The 16707-nt window shown below is 69.8% G+C and carries 18 protein-coding genes; 13 read left to right on the top strand and 5 right to left on the bottom strand.

What is annotated here, in order from left to right:
- Positions 1–78 precede the first annotated feature (78 nt).
- The 7 genes from E7Y32_RS11255 to E7Y32_RS11285 all read left to right on the top strand — a co-directional run bounded on the left by E7Y32_RS11255 (position 79) and on the right by E7Y32_RS11285 (position 7682).
- A complete protein-coding gene (locus E7Y32_RS11255; RefSeq protein ID WP_146337190.1) occupies positions 79–1071 on the top strand; it encodes a tetratricopeptide repeat protein in 993 nt (330 codons plus the stop codon).
- Entirely contained in the window at positions 1071–2171 is a 1101-nt protein-coding gene (locus tag E7Y32_RS11260) for an NADH:flavin oxidoreductase/NADH oxidase (protein ID WP_146337191.1), read from the top strand. The genes E7Y32_RS11255 and E7Y32_RS11260 overlap by 1 nt, the downstream gene beginning before the upstream one ends.
- Before the next feature lie 25 nt (positions 2172–2196).
- Positions 2197–2970: an ABC transporter ATP-binding protein gene (locus tag E7Y32_RS11265; RefSeq protein WP_146337192.1), complete on the top strand. Its 774-nt coding sequence runs from the start codon at positions 2197–2199 to the stop codon at positions 2968–2970.
- Entirely contained in the window at positions 2952–4523 is a 1572-nt protein-coding gene (locus E7Y32_RS11270) for a transporter (protein ID WP_146337193.1), read from the top strand. Before E7Y32_RS11265 ends, E7Y32_RS11270 begins: the two co-directional genes overlap by 19 nt.
- Before the next feature lie 52 nt (positions 4524–4575).
- Positions 4576–5355, top strand: a complete 780-nt coding sequence (gene nagB, locus E7Y32_RS11275) for a glucosamine-6-phosphate deaminase (RefSeq protein ID WP_146337194.1) — start codon at positions 4576–4578, stop codon at positions 5353–5355.
- Between the two features lie 62 nt (positions 5356–5417).
- The gene (locus E7Y32_RS11280) at positions 5418–5738 is read left to right on the top strand and encodes a DUF3039 domain-containing protein (protein WP_146337195.1); all 321 of its coding nucleotides are present in this window, start codon (positions 5418–5420) and stop codon (positions 5736–5738) included.
- Between the two features lie 159 nt (positions 5739–5897).
- Positions 5898–7682, top strand: a complete 1785-nt coding sequence (locus E7Y32_RS11285; protein WP_146337196.1) for a DEAD/DEAH box helicase — start codon at positions 5898–5900, stop codon at positions 7680–7682.
- 74 nt (positions 7683–7756) lie between these two features.
- On the opposite strand, the gene E7Y32_RS11290 is transcribed toward E7Y32_RS11285, so the two are convergent.
- The 3 genes from E7Y32_RS11290 to E7Y32_RS11300 form a co-directional block, all read right to left on the bottom strand.
- Complete coding sequence (locus E7Y32_RS11290; protein ID WP_146337197.1) at positions 7757–8101, bottom strand: hypothetical protein; 345 nt, start codon at positions 8099–8101, stop codon at positions 7757–7759.
- Positions 8102–8181: 80 nt separating this feature from the next.
- Positions 8182–8826, bottom strand: coding sequence for an isochorismatase family protein (locus E7Y32_RS11295; RefSeq protein ID WP_146337198.1), 645 nt, complete (start codon positions 8824–8826; stop codon positions 8182–8184).
- Complete coding sequence (locus tag E7Y32_RS11300; protein WP_261382420.1) at positions 8827–10155, bottom strand: nicotinate phosphoribosyltransferase; 1329 nt, start codon at positions 10153–10155, stop codon at positions 8827–8829.
- 95 nt (positions 10156–10250) lie between these two features.
- Between E7Y32_RS11300 and clpS the strand changes: the two genes are divergently transcribed.
- Both clpS and E7Y32_RS11310 read left to right on the top strand, forming a co-directional pair.
- Positions 10251–10622: an ATP-dependent Clp protease adapter ClpS gene (clpS, locus tag E7Y32_RS11305; RefSeq protein WP_146337199.1), complete on the top strand. Its 372-nt coding sequence runs from the start codon at positions 10251–10253 to the stop codon at positions 10620–10622.
- On the top strand, positions 10615–11175 hold the full coding sequence (locus tag E7Y32_RS11310) for a DUF2017 domain-containing protein (protein WP_146337200.1): 561 nt from the start codon (positions 10615–10617) through the stop codon (positions 11173–11175). Before clpS ends, E7Y32_RS11310 begins: the two co-directional genes overlap by 8 nt.
- 39 nt (positions 11176–11214) lie before the next feature.
- On the opposite strand, the gene E7Y32_RS11315 is transcribed toward E7Y32_RS11310, so the two are convergent.
- Entirely contained in the window at positions 11215–11994 is a 780-nt protein-coding gene (locus E7Y32_RS11315; protein WP_146337201.1) for an EAL domain-containing protein, read from the bottom strand.
- 184 nt (positions 11995–12178) lie between these two features.
- Here E7Y32_RS11315 and murI point away from each other — a divergent pair, with 184 nt between their 5' ends.
- The 4 genes from murI (at position 12179) to rdgB (ending at position 15787) form a co-directional block, all read left to right on the top strand.
- The gene (murI, locus tag E7Y32_RS11320) at positions 12179–13264 is read left to right on the top strand and encodes a glutamate racemase (RefSeq protein ID WP_395940421.1); all 1086 of its coding nucleotides are present in this window, start codon (positions 12179–12181) and stop codon (positions 13262–13264) included.
- A complete protein-coding gene (locus tag E7Y32_RS11325) occupies positions 13261–14058 on the top strand; it encodes an MBL fold metallo-hydrolase (protein WP_146337202.1) in 798 nt (265 codons plus the stop codon). Before murI ends, E7Y32_RS11325 begins: the two co-directional genes overlap by 4 nt.
- A gap of 308 nt (positions 14059–14366) precedes the next feature.
- Positions 14367–15125, top strand: a complete 759-nt coding sequence (gene rph, locus E7Y32_RS11330) for a ribonuclease PH (protein WP_146337203.1) — start codon at positions 14367–14369, stop codon at positions 15123–15125.
- Positions 15122–15787: an RdgB/HAM1 family non-canonical purine NTP pyrophosphatase gene (gene rdgB / locus E7Y32_RS11335; protein WP_146337204.1), complete on the top strand. Its 666-nt coding sequence runs from the start codon at positions 15122–15124 to the stop codon at positions 15785–15787. Before rph ends, rdgB begins: the two co-directional genes overlap by 4 nt.
- A gap of 85 nt (positions 15788–15872) precedes the next feature.
- Here rdgB and E7Y32_RS11340 read toward each other — a convergent pair whose 3' ends face one another.
- Entirely contained in the window at positions 15873–16640 is a 768-nt protein-coding gene (locus tag E7Y32_RS11340; RefSeq protein WP_146338551.1) for a VTT domain-containing protein, read from the bottom strand.
- Positions 16641–16707 lie beyond the last annotated feature (67 nt).

Below are 16707 nucleotides of genomic sequence, written 5' to 3' on the forward strand. Positions count from 1 at the left end.
ACCGCGGCCCGGTCGTTGCTGCTTCCGTCGCTGCTGCCCGGTCGTTGCTGCTTAGGCCGTAGTGGATAGAGTGGAGCTATGACTTCGCCAGCTTCCCGCCCGGTCCCGCCAGCTGCCGCCAACCCGCTCAACCTGCGGGGCGCCGTCGACCTTTCCTCGCTGAAGCAGCGCCCCGCCCCGCCGTCGGCTGCCGGCCAGCCGCCCGCCCCCGGAACCGGTCCCGCTGCCGGTGCCCCGGACGGCGCCGTTGCGGCGCTGCGGGTGGACGTGACCGAGGCCAACTTCCAGGAACTCGTGGACCTCTCCGCCAAGGTCCCCGTGGTGATTGCCCTGTGGGCTGGCTATTCACCCGGCTCGGCCCAACTGGTCGACGCGCTGGAGCAGATCGTGGAGGGCTATGAGGGCCGGCTGGTCCTGGGCGCCGCCGACATCGACGTCTTCCCCCAGCTCGCGCAGGCCTTCCAGGTGCAGGCCGTTCCGACCGCCGTCGCCCTGGTCAAGGGCCAGCCGGTGCCGCTGTTCCAGGGCGGGGCCGACGAGGCGCAGGTGCGCAGCCTGTTCGATGAACTCCTCAAGGTGGCCGCCGCCAACGGCGTGACCGGCCGGATCGGAGCAGGCTCCGGCGCGGCCGAGCCCGAGGCTCCGCCGCTGCCGCCGCTGCACCAGCAGGCGTTCGACGCGATCGAGGCAGGCGACTACGCCGGCGCCGCGGCGGCCTACCGGCAGGCGCTGACCGAGATGCCGGCCGACGCCGAGGCCAAGGCGGGCCTGGCGCAGGTGGAGCTGATGGGCAGGCTGCAAGCGCTGTCCGCCGCCGAAACGGACGCACTCCGCGGCCGCGCCGCCGAAGAACCGGACAACCTTGAAGCCCAGCTGGCCGTCGCCGACCTGGACATCGCCGGCGGCCACGTCGAGGACGGCCTGGGCCGCATTGTGACGTTCATCGGCCGGAACTTCGGACCCGAGCGCGAAACCGCCCGGGTGCGCCTGCTGGAGCTCTTCGACGTCGTGGGAACCTCGGACGGGCGCGTCGCCAAGGCCCGGCAGAACCTCGCCCGGGTGCTGTTCTAGTGGGGTCGGCCCTGTTCAACCCGCTGGAGCTGCGCTCGCTGCGGCTGGAGCACCGCGGCTGGGTTTCGCCGATGTGCCAGTACAGCTGCGAGCCGGAGACCGGCGAGGGGGTGCCCAATGACTGGCACCTGATGCACCTCGGCTCGTTTGCCACCGGCGGAGCCGCCCTGATCCTGACCGAGGCCGCCGCCGTCAACGCCGCGGGCCGGATCAGCCCGCGTGACGCCGGCCTCTACAACGAAGCCCAGGCCGAGGCCTGGGAGCGGATTGTGACGTTCGTGCACCGCCACGGTTCGGCCAACGCCAAGATCGGCACCCAGCTGGCCCATGCCGGACGCAAAGCCTCTTCCTACTGGCCGTTCTCCGGCAAGAGCGGCACGGTCCCGGCTTCCGACGGCGGCTGGAGCACCGTCGGGCCGGGTACCGGGGCCTTCGACGGCTACGCCCCGCCCTCGGCCATGACGGAGGAGGAGATCGACGCCGTCATCGCCGACTTCGCCGCCGCCGCCGTCCGCGCCGTCGGTGCCGGTTTCGACACGATCGAGATCCACGGCGCCCACGGCTACCTGCTGCACCAGTTCCAGAGCCCGCTGGTCAACGACCGCACGGACAGCTGGGGCGGGAACGAGCAGGGCCGAAACCGGCTGACCCTGGCCGTCGTTGACGCCGTGCGGGCCGTTATCCCCGATTCCATGCCGTTGCTGCTGCGCATCTCCGCGTCGGACTGGGCCGAGGGCGGGATCGACGCCGAGGCCTCGGTGCGGCTGGCCCGGGCGGCGGGCGAGCACGGGGTGGACCTCGTGGACGTTTCCAGCGGCGGGGCGGTGGCGCACCAGTCGATTCCGGTGGGCCCTGGCTACCAGACTGGCTTCAGCGCCCGGATTCGGCGCGAAGCCGGGGTCCGCACCGGCACCGTGGGACTGCTGACCTCCGCCGGCCAGGCCGAGCACGCCGTTGCCACCGGGCAGGCCGACGGCGTCTTCATCGCCCGGGCCGCGCTGCGGGACCCGCACTGGTGGCTGCGGGCGGCCTTCGAACTGGGGCACGAGCTCCCCTGGCCGCCGCAGTACGAACGGGCCATCCCGCGTCATACGTTCTAGGCTCCGCGGCGGTTAGTCTAACGACATGACTCTCGAGCAACCGCCCGTTCCGGCGCTCGCCCTGCGCGGGCTGGCCAAACGCTTCGGCCCGAAGATCGCCGTCGACGGCATCAGCCTCGACGTGCCGGCGGGCTCCTTCTACGGGATCGTCGGGCCCAACGGCGCCGGCAAGACCACCACCCTCTCGATGGCGACCGGGCTGCTGCGGCCGGACTTCGGCACTGCCCTGGTCCACGGCGTGGATGTCTGGCAGCACCCGCTGCAGGCCAAGAAGCTGATGGGCGTGCTGCCGGACGGGGTCCGGCTCTTCGACCGATTGACCGGCGAACAGCTGGTGAGTTACGCGGGCCTGCTGCGCGGGATGGAACGGGACGTGGTGGCGTCCCGGGTCGCCGAGCTGCTCGCCGCGCTGGACCTCAGCCAGGACGCCGGCACGCTGGTGGTGGACTACTCCGCGGGCATGACCAAAAAGATCGCCCTGGCCTCGGCCCTGATCCACGCGCCGCGGCTGCTGGTGCTGGACGAGCCGTTCGAATCGGTGGACCCGGTCTCCGCGGCCAACATCCGTGACATCCTGGACCGCTACGTCGCCTCCGGGGGAACGGTCATCGTCTCCAGCCATGTAATGGACCTTGTGCAGCGGATGTGCGACCACGTCGCCGTAGTGGCGGGCGGCCGGGTGCTGGCCGCGGGCAGCGTGGACGAGGTGCGTGCCGGCCAGTCGCTGGAGGACCGGTTCGTCGAGCTGGTCGGCGGCCGCAGCCACGCGGAAGGGCTGGAATGGTTGCGCACCTTCTGAGGCTCAAGCTCACGCTGCTGCGCAACAGCCTCCGGCGCAGCCCCTGGCAGCTGGTGGGCCTGGCCATCGGGGCCCTGTACGCCCTCGGCATCGTGGGCGTGGGCGTCGCGGGGCTGCTGCTTCTGCGCGAGGCCGACGTCGCCACGGCGCAGACGGTGGTGGTGCTGGGAGGCGCCGCCGCGGTGCTGGGCTGGGCGGTTATCCCGATTGTGGCCTCCGCGGCCGACCTGACACTGGACCCGGCCCGCTTTACGACCTTCGCCGTGCCGGTGCCGCAGCTGCTCGCGGGCCTGGCCCTGGCCGGGCTGATCGGCATCCCCGGAGCATCGACGGCGCTCGTCGCCCTGGCCACGGTGGGCACCTGGTCACGGGGGTTCCCGGCCGCCGCCGGGGCCCTGGTCGGCGCGGTCCTCGGGGTGCTGACCTGCGTGGTGCTCTCCAAGGTGGTCACGGCCGGCACGGCGGGCCTGGCCACGTCCCGGCGGTTCAAGGACGTCAGCGGGGTAGCGTTCCTGATCCCGCTGGTGCTGATGGGCCCGATCGTGGCCGGCGTCGCCCGCGGGATCGCCGGATCCCCGGGCTTTATGGGGGACCTGGCGCGGTTCCTGGAGTGGACGCCCGCGGGGGCGGCCTGGGCCCTGGGCGGGGAACTCGCCGCCGGCCACTACGGTCCCGCGGCGCTCAAGCTGCTCATCGCCGTCGCCAGCCTCGCCGGGCTGGCGCTGTGCTGGAAGGTGCTGCTGCAGCGGGCGCTCATCTCTCCGCCCTACACCGGCACCGCCAAGAAGAAGGCGTCTGGCCTGGGGCTGTTCGGGATTGTTCCGGCCACGCCCACGGGCGCGATCGTGGCCCGTTCGCTCAGCTACTGGCTGCGCGATCCGCGCTACGCCGGTGCGCTGGTGGTGGTTCCGCTGCTGCCCGTGCTGCTGCTGTTCCAGGCCAGCCAGTCGGGGTTCTACGGCATCCTGCTGTTCGTCGGACCGCTGACCGCGTTCCTGCTCGCCTGGTCCATCTCCTCCGACGTCTCCTACGACAGCACGGCTTTCGCGCTGCACGTCTCCGCCGGGGTGCGCGGCCTGCACGACCGGCTCGGACGGGCCGTGGCCTGCCTGGTGTTCGCCCTGCCGGTGGTGCTGGCCTTCAGTGTCCTCCCGTTGTTCTTCACCGGCGACTGGGCGCTGCTGCCCGGCATCCTGGGCCTGGCCCTGGGGGTGCTGTTCACCGGGCTGGGGCTGTCCTCGGTGGTCTCGGCGCGCTACACCATGCCGGTCCCGCTGCCCGGCGAGAGCCCTTTCAAGAAGCCCCCGGGCAACGTGGCGCAGACCCTTGCCGTCCAGTTCGGCGGCATGGCGGTCCTGCTGCTGCTGGTCAGCCCCGAGCTGGCGCTGGTGGCGGTGCAGCTCGCCGGCGGCGGCGCGGTGCCGGGCTGGATCTGCCTGGGCGTGGGCCCGGTCCTGGGCTTCGCCCTGTTTGTCACCGGGGTGCGCCTGGGCGGCAAATGGTTCGACGCGCGAACGCCGGAGCTGCTCGCCCAGCTGGCCGTCAACCGCTGACCGGGTCCGAGGGCCCGGGCCGGAACGGCCCGAGTAGGATAGCCTGCGGTTCATGGAAGTCGTGATCCTTCCGGGCGGCCGGCCGATCGCCGCCCTCGCCGCGGACGCGGTCGAGGCCCTGCTGCGGACCCGGCCCGACGCCGTCCTGGGCCTGGCCACCGGATCCTCGCCGCTGCCGGTGTACGAGGAGCTCGAGCAGCGGCACCGGCGGGGCCTGGATTTCAGCCGGGTCCGGGCCTTCAGCCTGGACGAATACGTGGGGCTCCCCGCCGGCCATCCCGCGTCCTACCGCGAGGTGATCCGGCGCGAATTCACCGGGCGGATGAACATCAGCCCGGAGAACGTGCAGGGGCCCGACGGGGACGCCGCGGACATCCCCGCCGCCTGCCGGGCCTTCGAGGAGGCCCTCCGGGCGGCCGGAGGAGTGGACCTGCAACTGCTGGGGCTGGGCACCGACGGCCATATCGGCTTCAACGAGCCGGGGTCCTCGCTGGCCTCGCGGACCCGGATCAAGACCCTGGTGGAGCAGACGCGGCGCGACAACGCCCGCTTTTTCACGACCCTGGCGGAGGTGCCGCACCATGTCATCACGCAGGGCCTGGGCACCATCCTCGAGGCTCGGCATGTGATCCTGCTCGCCACCGGGGCGCAGAAGGCGCAAGCTGTCCGGGACATGGTGGAGGGCCCGGTGGCCGCCCTCTGCCCGGCCTCGGTCCTGCAACTTCATCCGCACGTCACGGTCCTGCTGGACGAGGCGGCGGCGTCCTCGCTGCGACTCGCCGACTACTACCGGCACAGTTACGACAACAAGCCGCGCTGGCAGGGCCTGTAACGGCGCCCAAGTGCCCGACGGCGGATGCCGCCGTCGCGATTCTGTCCGATCCAGCGGCTAAGATGGGTGGCATGACCAGCATGACGGATCCACTCCAAAACGACCCGATGCGTGAGCTCTCCGGAGCCGGGACGTCGACGGCGACCATTGAGCGCGAGGAACTGCGGCAGGAAGTTGAACCGGGCGACCGGGAGCGCTTCTCGCACTACGTCCGCAAGGAAAAGATCATGGAATCCGCGCTGTCGGGGGAGCCCGTCATTGCCCTCTGCGGCAAGGTGTGGACGCCCGGCCGCGACCCGAAGAAGTTCCCGGTCTGCCCCGAGTGCAAAGAGGTCTACGAGGGCCTCCGCCCGGGCAACGACGGCGGGGACTCGGGCAAATAAGGCCTGCGCGCTCAGGCCCCCGTGGCGTTGATCCGTCGCGGGCAGAAACCGGCTGCTTTGCGTCCCTGCAGTCCGGTTCATCCGAAAAAGATTGGTGTTTTTGTGCTTACTAGGGTTTCTCCGGAACCGGCTGACGTGCGCGGAAGGGAGGGGTCCTAGGTGACTGAGACACTCTTTGGCGGGCCCGTCCTGCCCCCGGCGTACCCCGAGCGGGCCGCCTGGGGCACCGCGCCGAAACTTCGTGCCTGGCAGCAGGAAGCCCTGGACAGCTACTTCAGCACCCACCCCAGGGACTTCCTCGCGGTCGCAACGCCCGGGGCCGGCAAGACCACCTTCGCGCTGCGGGTGGCGTCCATGCTGATCGAGGCCGGAGTGGTGAACCGGGTGACTATTGTGGCCCCGACGGACCACCTGAAACGGCAGTGGGCCGACGCCGCCGCGAAGGTCGGCATCGCCATCGACCCGAACTTCAAGAACGCCGACGGCCAGCACGGCCGGGGCTTCATCGGCGTCGCGGTCACCTACGCGCAGGTGGCCAGCAAGCCCATGCTGCACCGGGCCAAGACCGAGGCGGCGCGCACGCTGGTGATCCTGGACGAAATCCACCACGGCGGCGAGGCCCTGTCCTGGGGTGACGGGCTGCGCGAGGCCTTCGATCCCGCGGCCCGGCGTCTTTCGCTGACGGGTACCCCGTTCCGCTCGGACACGTCGCCGATCCCGTTTGTCGAGTACGCCGAGGACCGCGACGGGATCCGCCGGTCCAAGGCCGACTACACCTACGGCTATGGCAAGGCCCTCCGTGACCACGTGGTCCGGCCGGTGATGTTTATGGCCTACTCGGGCCAGATGCGCTGGCGGACCAGTGCCGGCGATGAGATGGCCGCCTCCCTCGGCGAGGCCGCCGTCACCAAGGACATCACGTCCCAGGCCTGGCGGACGGCACTGAACCCGGCCGGCGAGTGGATCCCGGCCGTGCTGGCCGGGGCGGACAAGCGGCTCAGCGAAGTGCGGCGCACCGTGCCCGACGCCGGCGGCCTGGTCATCGCCACCGACCACGACGACGCCCGCGCCTACGCCGGGCAGTTGAAGCGGATCACCGGTGAGTCGCCCACGGTGATCCTCTCGGACGACGCCAAGGCCTCGTCCAAGATCGAGGAGTTCTCCGCCAGTGAAAAGCGCTGGATGGTGGCCGTGCGCATGGTCTCCGAAGGCGTGGACGTCCCGCGGCTGTCCGTCGGTGTGTACGCGACCTCGACCTCCACCCCGCTGTTCTTCGCCCAGGCCGTGGGCCGCTTCGTGCGTGCCCGCAAGCGCGGCGAGACGGCGTCGGTGTTCCTGCCATCCGTGCCGCAGCTGATGGCGCTGGCGAACTCGATGGAGGCCGAGCGCGACCATGCCCTGGACCGCCCGGAGAAGGAAGATGCGGACGGGCTGTTCAACCCCGAGGATTCGCTCATGGACGAGGCGAACCGCGAGGAGAAGGCCTCCGACACCCTGATGAAGGGCAAGTTCGAGGCGCTCGACTCGCAGGCCTCCTTCGACCGGGTCCTGTTCGACGGCGGCGAGTTCGGCACCGGCGGCGAGGTGGGCTCGGAGGACGAGCTGGACTTCCTCGGCATCCCCGGCCTGCTCGACGCCGAACAGGTCGGCACCCTGCTCCGCCAGCGCCAGCACGAACAGCTCAACCGGAAGAACAAGCGCGCGCCGCAGGCCGCGGCGGCCGAGGCTGCGCCGGCGGTGCCGGACCACCGGCTGCTGATGGACCTGCGCACCGAACTGGCCAAAAACGTCGCGGCCTGGTCGGCGCGGACGGGCACCCCGCACGGGGTCATCCACACCAAACTCCGCACCGTGTGCGGCGGCCCGGCGGTGGCGCAGGCCAACGAGGAGCAGCTGCAGACCCGGCTCCGGAAGCTCCAGGACTGGTTTATCGGCCGCAAGTAGCGGCCGGCGCAGAAAATGGCACAAAAAAGGGACCGGGCGACCGGTCCCTTTTTCGTGCGCTGGTGCGCCCGCCGTTACTGGGCGGCGCCGCAGGCCTGGGAGAAGGTCTGGCCCGCCGAGGTGTACTTGGCCTTCAGCTCCTCGAGCTTGGCCGAGTCCGGGTCCTTCTTCGCGGACTCGTCAAGGTAGTCGACAATCGACTGCAGCGGGGCCTGCAGTTCCTCGGACGCGGTCGCCTCGATGGGCCGGATCTGGTTCGCCAGCCGGGTCATCCCGAACTTGTCAGAACTGGAGGTGGGCGAGGCGGTGATGGTCTTGATGCGGGCGCAGGTTTCCTCGCTGGTCATCTTCGGGGCCGAGCAGGCGGCTGCGCCGAGCAGGGTCCCGGCAGCGATCAGGACGGTCAGGATCTTCTTCATGGTGTACTCCGGGGCTTTACGGTCAGGCGTTTACTGGCAAGGATTCCGAGTCTACTGTGCGGGCGGAGTCGGCGACGAGCTCAGGCGAGGTCGACGCCGCCCAGCTCCATCTCGGCGAAGGCGTCGTCGAGGTCTTCCGCGATGCCCACGGTGAGCCCGCGCGGCACGGTGACGGAGTAGCCGGCCTGGACGGCGTCCAGCGCTGTGGCCTTCACGCAGTGGTCGGTGGCGATCCCCACGACCACCACCTCCTCGACGTCGTGGCTCTGCAGCCAGTCGTCCAGGCCGATGGCGTCCTCGTCCACGGCGAAGGCCCCGGCGGCGTCGGCGCCGCCCACGGGCAGGGAGCCGGGCGTGCGGTCGCCGGTGGGGACGGCGTCGTCCGGGGCGAGCAGGCCCTCGAAGCCGGAGTAGGCCGCGGTGAACTGCCCCTTGCGGAAATAGGCCTGGATGTATTCGGTGTCCAGATCCGGGTGCAGCTCTGCGCCGCGGGTGCCTGCCACGCAGTGCGGCGGCCAGCTGTCGACGAAGTCCGGCTGCTCCGAGAAGTGCGCTCCCGGGTCGATATGCCAGTCCTGGGTGGCGACGATGTGGTCAAACTGGCCGTGGTGGGCGTCGACGTATTCGCTGATCTCGGCGGCCAGGGCTGCCCCGCCCTCGACCGGGAGCGTCCCGCCCTCGCAGAAATCGTTCTGCACGTCAACGATGATCAGGGCACGGGACATTCAGTCCTCCTCGTAGATGGTGGGGATGGCCGCTTCACCGCGCTGGAGCCGGTTGACCACGGCCGGGAGCTCCCGCATGCTGTCCGCGTGGCGCTGCCGCGCCCGCACCACACCCTCGGGCCCGGTCCAGCCGGGCAGCAGTTCGCCGTTCTTGATGAATTGCTGGAGCAGCGGCCGGTCGTTGCCGTCGTCGTCCGGGCGGTGCCCGATCCCGACGATCTCCTGGCTGGCGGTTCCGCGTTCGTTGAGCTTGCGCAGTGCATACTTCCGGCCGCCCTTGCTGGTCTTGTTCTTCGCCGCCTTGGCCACCGAAACGAAGTCCCCGTTGTCGTCGGTGCGGCTGACCAGCTTGTAGACCATGCTGGCCGTCGGCGCGCCGGAGCCGGTCACCAGCGAGGTGCCGACGCCGTAGGAGTCCACCGGGGCGGACTGCAGGGCGGCAATGGCGAATTCGTCCAGGTCCGAGGTGACGATGATCCTCGTGTTCTCGTTGCCGAGATCGTCCAGGAGCTGCCGGACCCACTGGGCCTGGGCCACCAGGTCGCCGGAGTCCAGGCGCACGGCGCCGAGCTTGTCGCCGGCCAGTTCGACCGCGGTACGCACGGCGGCCTCGACGTCGTAGGTGTCCACGAGCAGCGCGGTGCCGGCGCCCATCGAGGCGATCTGCGCCTCAAACGCCTCGCGCTCGGTGTCGTGCAGCAGGGTGAAGGAGTGGGCGGCCGTACCCACGGTCTTGATCCCGTAGCGCCGGCCGGCCTCCAGGTTGGAGGTGCTGTCGAAGCCGGCGATCACGGCGGCGCGGGCGGCCGCGACGGCGGATTCCTCCTGGGTCCGGCGGGAGCCCATCTCGACGCACGGCCGGGTGCCGGCGGCGGTGATCATCCGGGAGGCCGCGGAGGCGATGGCGCTGTCGTGGTTGAGGATCGAGAGGATGTAGGTCTCGAGGATGCAGGCCTCGGCGAAGGTGGATTCGACAATCAGGATGGGGGAGTTGGGGAAGTACGCCTCGCCCTCCGCGTAGCCCCAGATGTCACCGGAGAAGGAGAAGTTGGCCAGATATTCCAGGGTTTCCTCGTTCACCACCTTGGTGCGGCGCAGGAAGTCCAGTTCGGCGTCGCCGAAGCGGAAACCGGCGATCCCCTCCAGCAGCCGGCCGGTGCCGGCCACGATGCCGTAGCGGCGCCCGTCCGGCAGCCGCCGGGCGAAGGCCTCGAACACCGACTTGCGGTGCGCGGCGCCCGAATGCAGCGCGGCCTGCAGCATGGTCAGTTCGTAATGGTCGGTGTACAGGGACGTGCGGGGATGGTCCCAGCCGGCAGAGGTACTCACGAATTCACTCTAATCCCCACCGGCTCCCACGTCTCGCTTCGCTTCGCCGCGGGGCCCTCGCCTGCGTGGGCCCAGCCTCCCCATAGAATGGACAGATGACCCTTAGCGTTGCGCTCGGCCCTGACACCCAGGAGAGCACCCAGACCGGAACAGCGGCGTCCACCGACGTCCTGACCGCCCCGGACATCCCCTGGAACCTCGTGATCTGGAATGATCCGGTAAACCTGATGAGCTACGTGAGCTTCGTGTTCCGCAGCTACTTCGGCTACTCCGAGGCGAAGGCCAACAAGCTGATGCTCGAGGTGCACAAGAAGGGCCGATCCATCGTGGCGCACGGCAGCAAGGAACAGGTGGAACAGCACGCGGTCGCCATGCACGGCTACGGCCTGTGGGCCACCGTGGAGCAGGCCAGCGGCGGCGCCGGCGGCGGCAGCGGATCAGGCAAAGGCAAGGGAAAACGTGGCTAAGGCATTTAAATCCGGCCTCAAGGGCATCACTGGCTACCTGGAGCCGGCCGAGCGGGACCTGCTGCGCAGCCTCTTCGATGACGTCATTTCTATGCTGGAGCCGGAGGAACGCCCCAACCAGGATCCGCTCGCCGCGCTCGTCGGGCTCGACAGCGAGGCCCGCGAACCGTCCGACCGGGCCCTCCGGCGGCTGCTGCCGAACGTGATGAAGGACGACGACGAGGCCTCCCTCGAGTTCCGCCGCTACACCGAGCGCTCACTGCGCGAGGGCAAGATCGGCGCGCTCAAGGCCGCAGCCCTCGGCCTGGACAAGGACGAGCTGGTGCTGACGCCCGCCGACGCCCGGCACTGGTCCACGGCGCTCAACGACGTCCGGCTGGTGCTCGCCGAACGCCTCGACATCCGGGACGACGCCGACGCCGAGCATGTGCACCGGATGCAGGACTGGTCCCAGGCCGAAGACGTCGAAAGCTACCTGGCGCTGGTCTACAACTTCACCACCTGGCTGCAGGAATCCCTGGTCCAGGCGATGCTGGCCTCGCTCGACGCCTAGGGGTTCTCCCCGGCGGACGGTGGTGAACCCCGCCGGACGCTAAGCGATAGTGGCGGCGCCGGACACGGGCACGGAAACCGGCACGGCATCGATCCGGGGAAGCTCCTCGAAGGCGGGTTTCGCGAACCAGTAGCCCTGGAACAGCCGGATGCCGGCGTCCTTCAGGACCAGGTACTCCGCCTCGGTTTCGATGCCTTCGGCGAGAACCGTGATGCCGAGCTCCCCGGCGATGCCGATGATGCCGGCGACGACGGCCTGGCGCGCCGGGCTGGCATCGATTCCCCGGATCAGCTTCATGTCGATCTTGATCAGGTCGGGCTGGAAGTCGACCAGGAGCCCCAGCCCGGCATGGCCGGCGCCGAAGTCGTCGATGGCCGTGGTGAACCCGTGCTTGCGGTATTCGGTGATGATGTTGGTGAGGTGGGAGGTGTCGGAAACCTCCTCGTTCTCCGTGAACTCGAACATGATCGACGACGTCGGAAAACTGCAGCGCCGGGCCGCGAGCAGCGTCGCCCGCAGGCATGCCGCCGGTTCGTAGACCGCGTTCGGCATGAAGTTGATGGAGAGAATCAAATCCTCGCCCGCAGGAAACAGCCGCGACGCCAGTTCGATAGCCTTGACGCGGCAGTCCTGGTCGAAGCGGTACTTCTGCTCGGGTGCCACCTGTGACAGGACGTGGTAAGCCCCCTCGCCGGACACGCCCCGCACCAGCGCTTCGTAGCCCCAGACGCGACCGGCAACCGCGTCATAGATGGGCTGGAAGGCCATGCTGAAATCGAAGTCGAGTTTTGACGACGTCGTGCAGCCGTCGCATGCCATGGGCGGTCCTTTCACCGGTTGCGTCCGCCGCGGGGCGCGACAAACGCCGCCGATTTCTCGACGGAGCCCACAGCATACAGGCGCAGGCGGCGGCGGTCCGGCATCACAGGGCAGGGGGTTGCCGCGCGCCGCACGTCCGAAAGCCCGTGTGACCCATCAGACACGAGTTGCGCGACACAATGTGATGGCCGCGCCTGTGGCGAAGCCCTATCCTCGAATAATCATGACTTCAGCATCGAGCACGGATCCGGCAGCGTCTGCTGCGGCGGAGACCGCAGCGGGCAGCGCCGGAAATGCCGGGCTGGGGGAGCGCCCGATCGGCGTCTTCGACTCCGGCGTCGGCGGCCTCACGGTGGCGCGGTCCATCATTGACCAGCTGCCCAACGAATCCATCCTCTACGTCGGCGACACCGCGCACGGTCCCTACGGCCCGCTGCCCATCGCCGAGGTCCGCGCCAATGCCCTGGGCGTGATGGACGAGCTGGTGGATTCGGGCGTCAAGCTGCTCACCATCGCGTGCAACTCGGCCTCCGCCGCCGTGCTCCGCGACGCCCGGGAACGCTACACGGCCCGGTACGGCATCCCGGTGATCGAAGTGATCCAGCCGGCCGTGCGCCGCGCGGTGGCCGCCACCCGCAGCGGCCGGGTCGGCGTGATCGGCACCTCTGCCACCGTCGGTTCCCGCGCCTACGAGGACACCTTCGCGGCGGCGCCGGACCTGCACATCACCTCCGTGGCCTGCCCGGCGTTTGTGCCCTACGTGGAGGCCGGCATTACCACCGGACCGGAGCTGCTCGCCGTCGCCCGCGAATACCTTGAGCCGCTCAAGGCCGCCGGGGTGGACACCGTGGTGCTCGGCTGCACGCACTACCCGTTGCTGACAGGCGTCATCTCCTACGTCATGGGCGAGGACGTCACGCTTGTCTCCAGCGCGGAGGAGACCGCCAAGGACGTTTACCGGGCGCTCGCCTCCCGCGGACTGGAGCGCACGGGCAGCACCGCGCCCGAGCACCACTTCATCGCCACCGGCGACGCCGCGCAGTTCGAGCACCTCGCCCGCCGCTTCCTCGGCCCCGAGGTGCTCAGCGTGCGCCACGTGGACCATGTCGCGGCGCAGTACCCCACGGGCAGCCTCGCCCGGATCACCCCGGAAATGATTGCGGCGGCGCAGGCCGGCGCGAACCGGCCGCGCATCTCCAACTTCGTCTCCGCTGATATTGTCTCCGCCGACGGGGCGCCGCTGACCGGGCTCCGGGGGTCCGGCCTGTGAAGCTGACCATCGTGGGGTGTACCGGGTCCTTTCCCGGTCCCGGCTCGCCGGCGTCGTGCTATCTGCTGACCGCGCACGACGGCGAGCGGAGCTGGAAGATTGTGCTTGACCTCGGCAGTGGCGCCCTCGGCGCGATCCAGCGGTACACCGACCTCGAGGACATCGACGGGATCTTCCTGACCCACCTGCACCCGGACCACTGCATGGACCTGTGCGGGCTGCACGTCGCGGTGCGCTGGAAGCCGGGCGGCTGGGGCCGGGGCCGGATCCCGGTCTGGGGACCGGCGGCGACCGCGGACCGGATGGCGACCGCCTACGGCCTGGACCTGGACCCGGGCATGCACGAGGAATTCGACTTCAGCAACTGGTCCGAGCGCAAGCCGGTGACTATGGGCCCGTTTACCGTCACCCCGTTCGCGGTGAACCACCCCGTCGAGGAGGCCTACGCCTTGCGGGTGGAGGTGACCGAGCCGGACAAGGACGGCTCCCCGGTCACACGGGTGCTGAGCTACTCCGGGGACACCGACTCCTGCGCCGGCCTCGAGGACGCCGCCCGCGACGCCGACCTGTTCCTCTGTGAGGCGGCGTTCGAGGAAGGCCGCGACGACGGCATCAAGGACGTCCACCTGACCGGCAAACGTGCCGGCGAAGCCGCCGTGGCCGCCGGAGCGCGTCGCCTGCTGCTGACCCACATCCCGGTCTGGACGTCCCCGACCACCGTGACGGCCGAGGCCAAAGAGGTCTTCGGCCAGCACGTGGCCGTCGCCGTCGCGGGCGTGCACTACACCGTCTGAGCCGCGCCACCCCGGGACCCTCCCTCACCTTCGGCTGGAATGTTGCTGACGCTCCCGCACCTTCGGCAGGAATCCCGCCGATCCTCCCTCACCTGTGGCTGGCAACGCGCCGATCCTCCCGCGACTTTGGCCGGAAACCCGCCGGTGCTCCCTTCAGAGCTGCGGGAGCATTGTGTTTGGGGCGGCAGGAGCTGCGGGGGCGTTGTGGTGGGGGCGGCAGGATCTGCGGGAGGGTTGTGGTGGGGGCGGCAGGATCTGCGGGAGGGTGGCGGAAGAGGCCGCCGCGCCGAGTCGATATGCTGGAAGGCATGACTTCCGAAGCCCTCACTGCCCCCGTCATCCGCGCCGATGGCCGCACCCCCGACCAGCTCCGCCCGATCAGCATCACTCGCGGCTGGTCTAAGCAGGCCGAAGGCTCGGCGCTGATCGAGTTCGGCAACACCCGGGTGCTCTGCACGGCGTCGCTGACCGAGGGCGTGCCGCGCTGGCTCAAAGGCGAGGGCCGGGGCTGGGTCACGGCCGAATACGCCATGCTGCCGCGGGCCACCAACACCCGCTCCGCCCGGGAGTCCGTCAAGGGCAAAATCGGCGGCCGCACACACGAGATCTCCCGGCTGATCGGCCGCTCGCTGCGCTCGATTATCGACACCAAGGCCCTCGGCGAAAACACGATCGTGCTGGACTGCGACGTCCTGCAGGCCGACGGCGGGACCCGCACCGCGGCGATCACCGGCGCTTACGTCGCGCTCGCCGAGGCCATCCGCTTCGCCCGCGAGAACAAACTGATCGCCCGCAACGCCCAGCCGCTGGTGGACACCATCGCGGCCGTCTCGGTGGGCATCATCGACGGCGTGCCGATGCTGGACCTGCCGTATGTGGAGGACGTCCGGGCCGAGACCGATATGAACGTCGTGGTGACGGGCTCGGGCAAGTTCGTTGAGGTCCAGGGCACCGCCGAGGGCGCCCCCTTTGACCGGGACGAGCTCAACAAGCTCCTGGACCTGGCCCTGCTCGGCACCGAGCAGCTCGCCGCCATCCAGCGCGAAACCCTGGCCGAGGCCCCGTGAGCGGCGCCCCCACAGCGGACCGGCAGCCCCGCCCGGTGCTCGTCCTTGCCACACACAACCAGGGCAAGCTGCGGGAGTTGCGGGAGCTGCTGCGCGGGCAGCTGCCCGGGCTCGACGTCGACACACAGGTGGTGGACGCCGGCGCCGTCGGGGCCCCCGACGTCGTCGAAACCGGGGTGACGTTCGCGGAGAACTCGCTGCTCAAGGCCCGGGCGGTGGCGGAGGCGACCGGCCTCGTCGCGATCGCCGACGACTCCGGCCTGGCCGTGGACGTCCTCGGCGGCGCGCCCGGGATCTTCTCCGCCCGTTGGGCCGGACGGCACGGGGACGAGGCCGCGAACCTGCGGCTGCTGCTGGACCAGCTCTCCGACGTGCCGGACGGATACCGCGGCGCTGCCTTTGTCTGCGCCGCGGCGCTGGCAGTGCCCGCACAGCACGGCGGGCAGGCCCGCGAGGTGGTCGAGTACGGCCAGCTGGAAGGCACGCTGCTGCGTGAACCGCGCGGCGCCGGCGGCTTCGGCTACGACCCGGTGCTCCAGCCGAGCGGACTGGACCGCAGCTGCGCCGAACTGAGCGCCGAAGAGAAAAACGCCATCAGCCACCGCGGCCACGCCTTCCGGGCGCTGCTGCCGGCCATCGTCGAGGCGCTGGCGGGCAGGTAGTCCCGGCCGCCGGATCAAAAAAGGATGGCGCCCCGCCTGGGGCGCCATCCTTTTTTCGGGGAGTGAATGCCTTCCCGGACCGAATTTAAGGCGTCTTGCGCTCTTCCTCGGGCTCGTGCTCCTCGATGAACTCCTCGACGACGTCGGTGCCGTACTTCGCCGCCTGGCGCTTGGCGATGAAACCGCGGACCACTTCGATGCCGATCGGGATGACGGAGAGCAGGACGATCGCGATGAAGATGATGTCCAGGTTGTTGCGCACCCACGGCACACTGTCGCCCAGCAGGTAGCCAAGCAGGGTGACGCCGCCGCCCCAGAGCACGGCGCCGATCACGTTGTAGAGGAAGAACTTGCGCTTGCTCATCTGGGCCACGCCGACGATCACCGGCACAAAGGTCCGGATGATGGGGACGAAGCGGGCCAGGATCAGCGCCTTGCCGCCGTGCTTTTCGAAGAACGCGTGGGCGCTCTCCACGTTTTCGCGCTTGAACAGCTTGGAGTCGGGCTTGTTGAAGATGGCGGGACCGGCCTTGGAACCGATCAGGTAGCCGGTCTGGTTGCCGATGATCGCCGAAACGATGATCAGCGCGGCAAACGCCCAGATGTTGAACTTGATGGTGTCCGTCGCGACGAGCAGCCCGGCCGTGAAGAGCATCGAATCGCCCGGCAGGAAGAAGCCGATCAGCAGGCCGGTTTCGGCGAAAATGATGCCGCAGACCAGGAGCACAACCCACGGCGCCAGGGCCGGGTCGGCCAGGAAGACCTGGGGATTGAGCCAGTCGGGCAGGAGCGAGGACAGATGCGGCTGGACCGGTCCGGCGCCCGCGAGCGTGGTCACGGCGGCGTCGTGCAGCGTATAAAGGTTCACCTATCTAGGGTACTTGACGGGTCCGGGCCCGGAGCGGCGCTAAAGTTGGAGC

This window comes from Arthrobacter sp. UKPF54-2, assembly GCF_007858535.1.
GTDB lineage: Bacteria > Actinomycetota > Actinomycetes > Actinomycetales > Micrococcaceae > Arthrobacter.

Coding starts and splice junctions, on each gene's coding strand:
- E7Y32_RS11265 (WP_146337192.1), top strand. CDS start 2,197: ATGACTCTCGAGCAACCGCCCGTTCCGGCGCTCGCCCTGCGCGGGCTG.
- E7Y32_RS11255 (WP_146337190.1), top strand. CDS start 79: ATGACTTCGCCAGCTTCCCGCCCGGTCCCGCCAGCTGCCGCCAACCCG.
- E7Y32_RS11315 (WP_146337201.1), bottom strand. CDS start 11,994: ATGGCATGCGACGGCTGCACGACGTCGTCAAAACTCGACTTCGATTTC.
- E7Y32_RS11295 (WP_146337198.1), bottom strand. CDS start 8,826: ATGTCCCGTGCCCTGATCATCGTTGACGTGCAGAACGATTTCTGCGAG.
- nagB (WP_146337194.1), top strand. CDS start 4,576: ATGGAAGTCGTGATCCTTCCGGGCGGCCGGCCGATCGCCGCCCTCGCC.
- rph (WP_146337203.1), top strand. CDS start 14,367: ATGACTTCCGAAGCCCTCACTGCCCCCGTCATCCGCGCCGATGGCCGC.
- E7Y32_RS11280 (WP_146337195.1), top strand. CDS start 5,418: ATGGGTGGCATGACCAGCATGACGGATCCACTCCAAAACGACCCGATG.
- clpS (WP_146337199.1), top strand. CDS start 10,251: ATGACCCTTAGCGTTGCGCTCGGCCCTGACACCCAGGAGAGCACCCAG.
- E7Y32_RS11270 (WP_146337193.1), top strand. CDS start 2,952: ATGGTTGCGCACCTTCTGAGGCTCAAGCTCACGCTGCTGCGCAACAGC.
- E7Y32_RS11290 (WP_146337197.1), bottom strand. CDS start 8,101: ATGAAGAAGATCCTGACCGTCCTGATCGCTGCCGGGACCCTGCTCGGC.
- murI (WP_395940421.1), top strand. CDS start 12,179: ATGGCCGCGCCTGTGGCGAAGCCCTATCCTCGAATAATCATGACTTCA.